Here is a 5,999-nt window from a genome sequence, read left to right as displayed (position 1 = left end):
GGCGCCCCCCCCCCCCCCCCCCCCCCCCGGGGCTGGTCGGGCCGTCAGCCCTTGGAGCGCTGGCCGCGCTCCTTGAGCTCCTTCATCGCCTGGCCGCGGGCGCTGCTGGCGGGGCACGGCCCGAGCAGCTGCGTGAGCAGCTGGCGCAGGGCCTCGGCGTCGTCGGCGCGGCGGGCCCGCTCGGCCCGCTTGAGCAGGTCGTCGGCGGCGTCGGCGGTGGTCGGGTGGGTGACCTGCTGGCAGGGGCAGGCGGTGACGGGCTCCCCGACGAGCGCGGCGACCTTCCCGGCCTGCTCCTCGAAGGGGATGCAGCCCTCGTGCCGGTACTCGGGCCGCGGGGTGTTGTCGCCGTTGCGCCCCCGCAGGTGGCTCCACCAGCGGACGACCGTCTTGCCGTCCAGTTCACAGGTGAGGTCCCACGGGTTGTCGGACCCCGGGTAGCCGGTGGGGTTGCCGTCCTCGTCCTCCGGCTTCCAGGCCAGTTCGGCGAGGCGTCCGAACGCGATGGCGGCGCTGATGATGTTGCGCCGGGTGGGCTTCAGCTTCGGGGAGAGCCACGGGACGATGCCCGCCTCGGCGGCCGGGGGCGCGGCCGGTGCGGCTCCCGGCTCGACGGTGCCGGAGTCGACCAGGTCGACCAGGTGCGCGGCGGCGGCGTGCCGGTCGTCGTGTCGGGTCTCCTCCGGCTGGCCCGGGGCGACGGCGTACCAACCGCCGTGCCATCGGTAGATGTGGCCGGTCGGCTTCCCGTCGACGGCGACGGGGTAGCGGCCGTTTGCGGCGCGGTCGCCGATTTCGTAGCGCTCGGCTGCCGTGGTGGCGTCGGTCGTGGTCAAGATGGTGTTCCTCTCGTCTGGGACGCGGGTTTCGAGTGAGTCCGGGGGGCGGCGGTGCCATCCGCCGCCCCCCGGGGGCTTCGGGCGGTTGCGCCCGGAGCTCGGGAGGTCAGAACAGTCGGTCGGCGGCCTCGGCGGCCGCGGCGGCCGCGCGGAGTGCGGTGGCCGCCTGCTGGGCGGTGCGGCCGGGCGCGAGGGTCCACAGGTGGACGACCGTTTTGTGGTGCGCCGTCGGATCGCAGCCGGGCGGGATGGGAACGGGGGCGCCTTCGAGGTGTTCGGCGAGGATGCGGTACGCGTCGTCGAGGGCGGCGCTGATCGCCTCCAGGTCGTACGGGCGGTCGGCGGCCATGCGGTCGCGGCCGGCGGCGACGTCGAGCGCTCCGCCGACGGAGCACCGGCGGTGGGCGAGGCGGCCGGGGCCGCTGAAGAGGCTGTAGCGGCTCTGGTAGATGCCGACGCGGGTGATGTGGATCGCGGCCCACTCCAGCAGGGCGCCGGGGGTGGTCGGGACCAGGACGCTGTCGGGCGAGTAGCGGATGCCGGTCACGGCGGTCCTCCTGGTGGTCGGGTTCGAGGGGGCCGGGGCGGCGGTGCTATCCGCGGCCCCCGGGGCGGGTCAGGTGCGCAGGACGTGCGGGATCGAGAGGGTGCGGCCGGTGGGGAGTCGGCCGCTCTTGCACTGGGTGGAGCCGTCCAGGGCGGTCGGTGTCTCGGACGCGGTGGAGGTGTAGAGCGCGGTCCCGCAGTGTCCGCAGTAGCCGCGCAGGTGGAGCTCCTCGGCGTCCGCGGCACCGGCGAGGTGGTCGAGGTAGGCCAGGAGGTAGAGCAGGTCCTCCGGCGCCCGGGTGATGAGCTCGGCGTTGGCGCGGGTCTCGGCGACGTCCTCGGCGGGCGTGTCGGTGTCCTCGGGGCCGTCGTAGCTGACCGAGACCTCGGCGACCTTGGCCCCGGAGGAGTCGCTGACCACGAAGTCGGTGTGCACGGCGTCCGGGTCGTCCTTGTCGACGGTGGCGCCGTTGCGGTTCCAGGTGAACTCTTCGACGCTCCACGGCCGGTAGGTCGCGGCGGCCAGGCGGTCGCGGATCTCGCGCACCCGGGCGGAGGTGTGGACCTCGTCGGGGAGCTGCGCGGCCTGGGCCAGGTCGAACCGGTAGCTGACCGCTTCCCCGATGGCGCCAGCCATGGTGGCCGGGGTCTCGCACAGGGGCCGCCAGATGTGGCGGTTGCCGTAGTTGAGCTGGTTGACCCACCCGAGCAGACCGTCGAACAGTTCGCCGACGGGGATGCGCCGCTCCTCGCCGGTGGCGGTCCAGTACGTGCCGTCGGTGCTCAGCACGTCGGTGCCGAGACGCCCGGTCAGGCGGAGGTGCGTGGCGTCGAACGGCGCGGCCGGCTCGTGGTCGGTGAGGACGTCGCGGACGGCGGCGGCGACGTGTGCGCACGCGACGCGGGCCAGCCGGTCCTCGGCGCGCTGGATGCGCTCGTGGGCGTCGTCGAGCGCGTCGTTCAGCTTGGCGTCGTTGACGGTGTACGGGGTCATGGGGTCCTTCCGTCTGGTGCGGGGTTTCGAGCGGGAGGGCCGGGCGGCGGTGCCACCCCCCGCCCCCCCCCCCCCCCCCCCCCCCCCCGGGGTGCTGGGTCAGATGAGGAACAGGGCGTCCGCGACGGCGTTGCCGCGCTTCGGGTCCGTCGACAGGGCCAGGTCGTGCACGCGCTGGCCGGTCTTGTAGCTGGTGACGATCAGCCGACCGGCCGGGGCGGCGCGGTGCAGGTCGGGCGGGGTGACCTCGAACTGGAAGGTGTCCGATCCGATGCGGCGGGTCCACGTGTGGGGCTCGCGGCCGGAGGTGCGGGTGCCGATGATGAACAGGCCGTAGTCGTACGCGGTCATGACCAGTGCGGTGCGGGCCAGGTCGCGGGCGTGGTAGGCGATGGCGCGGCGGGCGGCGGCGGAGAACTCTTCCGCCCGCTGCGTCACCTTCCGCGGGGTGAACTCGGCCTCCGCGTAAAGGAAGCCGGACACGGCGCGGACCATGTAGGTCCCGGCGTGCATGGCGCGGTCCCATGCCCGGTAGTACGCGCTGTCGGTGTCCCAGTCCTTGCCGCCGGCGTAGCAGAGGCTGAGCGTCTGGACGACGGCCCGCATGGCGGGGTGGCTGTGCACGGGGGTGCGGGGCCCCTGGCTGAGCATGGCGGTGACCTGCTCCTGCATCTCCTGCACGGCGCGGAACAGCTCGTGGTCGCGGGCGTGGCCGATCATCTCCAGGGCGAGGCGGACGGACTGCTCTGCGCCGTCGGTGACCTCGGTCAGCGGCAGGTCCGCCAGGGCCTTGTCGAGCTGGTCGAGCGTGGCGGGGGTGGTGTCGGTCGCGACGGCCCGCAGTGCGGCGTGCACAGCGGAGATCAGCGGGAAGTGGGACACGGGTTCTCCTCGGATGAGTCGGGTTTCGAGCGGGCCCGGGGGGCGGCGGTGCCATCCGCCGCCCTCCGGTGTGGTCGGGTCAGTCCCGGCGGGCCTGCCGGGCGGGCGCGGGGTGGACGATGGCGGCCGGGTCGGGGCCGAGGAAGCGCACCAGGTTGATCACGACATCGGCGATGTACTGGGCGATGCCGGGACGGGGCTGCGAGGGGTGCACGCGGGGTTCCTCCGTGGTGCGGGTTTCGAGTGGTGGTGCTGGTCGGGGTGCCACCCCCTTCCAACAAGGAAAACAATACCAGATCAGAGCCTGATTCCCAAGAGGTTGGGGGTCCGGTCCTGCACGGGCCCCCGGCTGACCGCTAGTGCCCAACGGCGGCCGTGGTCTTCGCCTCGGTGGTCCACTCGCGGCGCGGGGTGATGCCCAGGTCCGCAAGGACCGGGTCGAGACTCCCGTTGTCCGGGACCCATTCCCAGTCGGTGCCTTCGGCGCCGGGCCGCTCGGTCCAGGTGAGCATGTACGAGCGGCCGGAGGTGCGGGGGTCTCCGCACACGGCCTGCGCTTCGCGGCGGGTCATCGCCCACAGGGCGCGCTTGCGGGTGCGGCGGGTGTTCTTCGAGACGATGAACACCAGGGCCAGGCCCTCCTGCCAGCTCTCCCCTGCGGCGGGGGCCGGCGCCGGGGTCGGCCCCCCGGGGGCGTGGTGACAGTTGGCGCAGCGGCGCGCTACCGGGTGCCACTGGGGCGAGTGACACATGGGGCACGTCTCGGCCGCCGGTGCCGGCTCCTCGACCGGCGGCACCGGCTCGGCCTGCTCCTGGCGGCCGTCGGCCTCCGGGGCAGGCGCGGGCCCGGCCTTGAAGTTCTGCGGCTTGGCGTGGCCGCACACGGTGCACATGCCGCGCGCTTCGCTGAAGCGCTTCTGTCCGTTTGCGACCCTCACGCAGTGGGGGCACACGGTGCGCTCGGCCTCGGGCTCCGGCTCGGTGGCCTCAAGCCGGGCGATGTCCTCGGCGGAGGCCCACCCCTTCACGCTGTCGTAGGGGATGGTGTAGCCGCGGCGGGTCTTGTCCGCGGGGTCCTTCCGTACGACGGGGACGCCCACGCCACCGTGGATGTGCGGGATCGTGAGCGTCTTCTTGTTCACCCGCTGCACCTGGTACCAGGTGCCGCCGCAGTTGACGAAGTCGCCCTTCTGGAAGTCGTCGGGGCCCCACACCTTGAACCCGCGGCGTTCGGCCTCGGCGATGACCTCGCGCCAGTGGGCGAGTTCCTCCGCGATCTCGGCCTTCCTGCGGTGGAGCTCGTCGGTGTCGGAGCGGCGGTAGCCTCCGGCGGACTGTCCGGCCAGCCACTTCTCGACGCGCCGGGCGTCGGCCTCCAGCTTCTCGATGCGGCGCAGGGTGCGGCCCGGGTTGGTGCGGAACTGCTTGTACGCGGCGGCGGCCTTCTCCCGGGCCGCCCAGTACCCGGCGCGCTTGCCCTCCTCGACGTACGTGCGCAGGGCGCTGTCGATGCGCTGCTGGTCGCGGCGGGCGCGGGCCTCGCTGTGGTGTCCGACGAGGATGGGCTGGCCGAAGGGGATGCCGTCGGCGATCTGGCGGCCGCGCTCCCGTGCGGCCTCGGACCGGCCCGCCGCGTTGTCGGCGTACGTACCGAACCGCTCGGTGCGGCTCTCGGCCCGCTCGTAGCGCTCCTCTTCGGCTTCGGCGAAGGTGCGGCGGGTGTCCTCGTCGATCTTGATTTCGACGGTCCATCCGGCCTGGCGCAGGGCCTGGGCGGCGGCGTCGATCTTCCAGCGCTTGGCGGCCTTGTCGCGGGACTGCTGGATGCCCAGCATCCCGAGGGAGCGGAAGTAGCGGAAGCCGCAGGGGCGGATCAGTTCGTACACGCCGTCGCCCTTGGTGCTGCCCTCCACGAGGGTGCCGTCGGCGCGGGTGTGGGTGATGGTGATCGTGCCCTTGGCGGGTGTTGCGGTCATTGAGACGTGGTCCTCCACGGTCGGGTTTCGAGGTGCGTTGGTCGGGGTGCCACCCCCTTCCAACAGGGAAAACATTACCAGCTTTATCCCTGATCTTCAAGCGTGAGGGCGTCTTTGAGCAGGGGTTTTCAGCGCGGTTCCCGGGGTGGCGGCATCGTCCGCCCCCCCCCCCCCCCCCCCCCCCGGGAGGGGGAGGCCGGCGGGGCCCTGCGGGCGCCGGTCGGCACGGTCAGAACAGCGCGGACTGCCCGGCGTCCTCGGCGGCCCGCTCGGCCTCCTGGTGGCGGAGCAGGGCGACGAGCGGCGCCTGGCGCGCCGCGGCGGCCTGCTGGCGGGCGCGCAGTTCCTCGCGGGTGGCCCAGCGGACCAGCAGCTCATGGTCGCGGAGCTCGGGGGCGTCGGCGGTGACGGTGTACCGGATGTACGGCTGTTCCAGCCGGTGGCGGATCTGGGCGAGGGTCATGAACCAGTCCGGGCCGTAGGCGCCGGCCACGGTGAGCAGGGTGCCGTCCGGCGCGTGGTAGCTGCGGACGGAGAACCCGTCTTCGCGGTAGAGGCCGGGGCGGTCCCTCTTCTGGGCGGCTTCGCTGAGCTTCAGGTCGGTCAGGCCGCCTTGGACCAGGTGGTGGGCGACGGTGTGCGCCCGGGTGACGCGCGGCATCGCGCTCCTTCCTCGGGGACGGGAGGGGGGGGGGGGGGGGGGGGGGGGGGGGGGGGGGGGGGGGGGGGGGGGGGGGGGGGGGGGGGGGGGGGGGGGGGGGG

At 73.7% G+C, this 5,999-nt stretch carries 7 protein-coding genes; all 7 read right to left on the bottom strand.

From position 1 onward, the window contains the following. Positions 1 to 44 precede the first annotated feature (44 nt). The 7 genes from AC4IJH_RS42995 to AC4IJH_RS42965 all read right to left on the bottom strand — a co-directional run bounded on the left by AC4IJH_RS42995 (position 45) and on the right by AC4IJH_RS42965 (position 5,898). The gene (locus tag AC4IJH_RS42995; RefSeq protein ID WP_164345721.1) at positions 45 to 836 is read right to left on the bottom strand and encodes a hypothetical protein; all 792 of its coding nucleotides are present in this window, start codon (positions 834 to 836) and stop codon (positions 45 to 47) included. Positions 837 to 945: 109 nt separating this feature from the next. Then, the gene (locus AC4IJH_RS42990) at positions 946 to 1,386 is read right to left on the bottom strand and encodes a DUF6197 family protein (RefSeq protein WP_490857486.1); all 441 of its coding nucleotides are present in this window, start codon (positions 1,384 to 1,386) and stop codon (positions 946 to 948) included. 69 nt (positions 1,387 to 1,455) lie between these two features. Continuing rightward, on the bottom strand, positions 1,456 to 2,379 hold the full coding sequence (locus AC4IJH_RS42985) for a hypothetical protein (protein WP_330269888.1): 924 nt from the start codon (positions 2,377 to 2,379) through the stop codon (positions 1,456 to 1,458). Between the two features lie 99 nt (positions 2,380 to 2,478). Continuing rightward, positions 2,479 to 3,261: a hypothetical protein gene (locus AC4IJH_RS42980; protein WP_490857485.1), complete on the bottom strand. Its 783-nt coding sequence runs from the start codon at positions 3,259 to 3,261 to the stop codon at positions 2,479 to 2,481. A gap of 79 nt (positions 3,262 to 3,340) precedes the next feature. Then, positions 3,341 to 3,475 carry a hypothetical protein gene (locus tag AC4IJH_RS42975; protein ID WP_330269890.1) on the bottom strand — a complete coding sequence of 45 codons (135 nt, stop codon included), beginning with the start codon at positions 3,473 to 3,475 and terminating at the stop codon, positions 3,341 to 3,343. A 142-nt stretch (positions 3,476 to 3,617) separates the two neighbouring features. Next, positions 3,618 to 5,237 carry a DUF3560 domain-containing protein gene (locus tag AC4IJH_RS42970; protein WP_490857484.1) on the bottom strand — a complete coding sequence of 540 codons (1,620 nt, stop codon included), beginning with the start codon at positions 5,235 to 5,237 and terminating at the stop codon, positions 3,618 to 3,620. A 229-nt stretch (positions 5,238 to 5,466) separates the two neighbouring features. Next, positions 5,467 to 5,898, bottom strand: coding sequence for a hypothetical protein (locus tag AC4IJH_RS42965; protein WP_490857483.1), 432 nt, complete (start codon positions 5,896 to 5,898; stop codon positions 5,467 to 5,469). Between the last annotated feature and the right edge of the window lie 101 nt (positions 5,899 to 5,999).

The sequence above is a fragment of the Streptomyces sp. UF-297 genome (assembly GCF_058245575.1).
This window is presented reverse-complemented; position numbering and strand designations above follow the sequence as displayed.

Coding starts and splice junctions, on each gene's coding strand:
- AC4IJH_RS42970 (WP_490857484.1), bottom strand. CDS start 5,237: ATGACCGCAACACCCGCCAAGGGCACGATCACCATCACCCACACCCGC.
- AC4IJH_RS42985 (WP_330269888.1), bottom strand. CDS start 2,379: ATGACCCCGTACACCGTCAACGACGCCAAGCTGAACGACGCGCTCGAC.
- AC4IJH_RS42965 (WP_490857483.1), bottom strand. CDS start 5,898: ATGCCGCGCGTCACCCGGGCGCACACCGTCGCCCACCACCTGGTCCAA.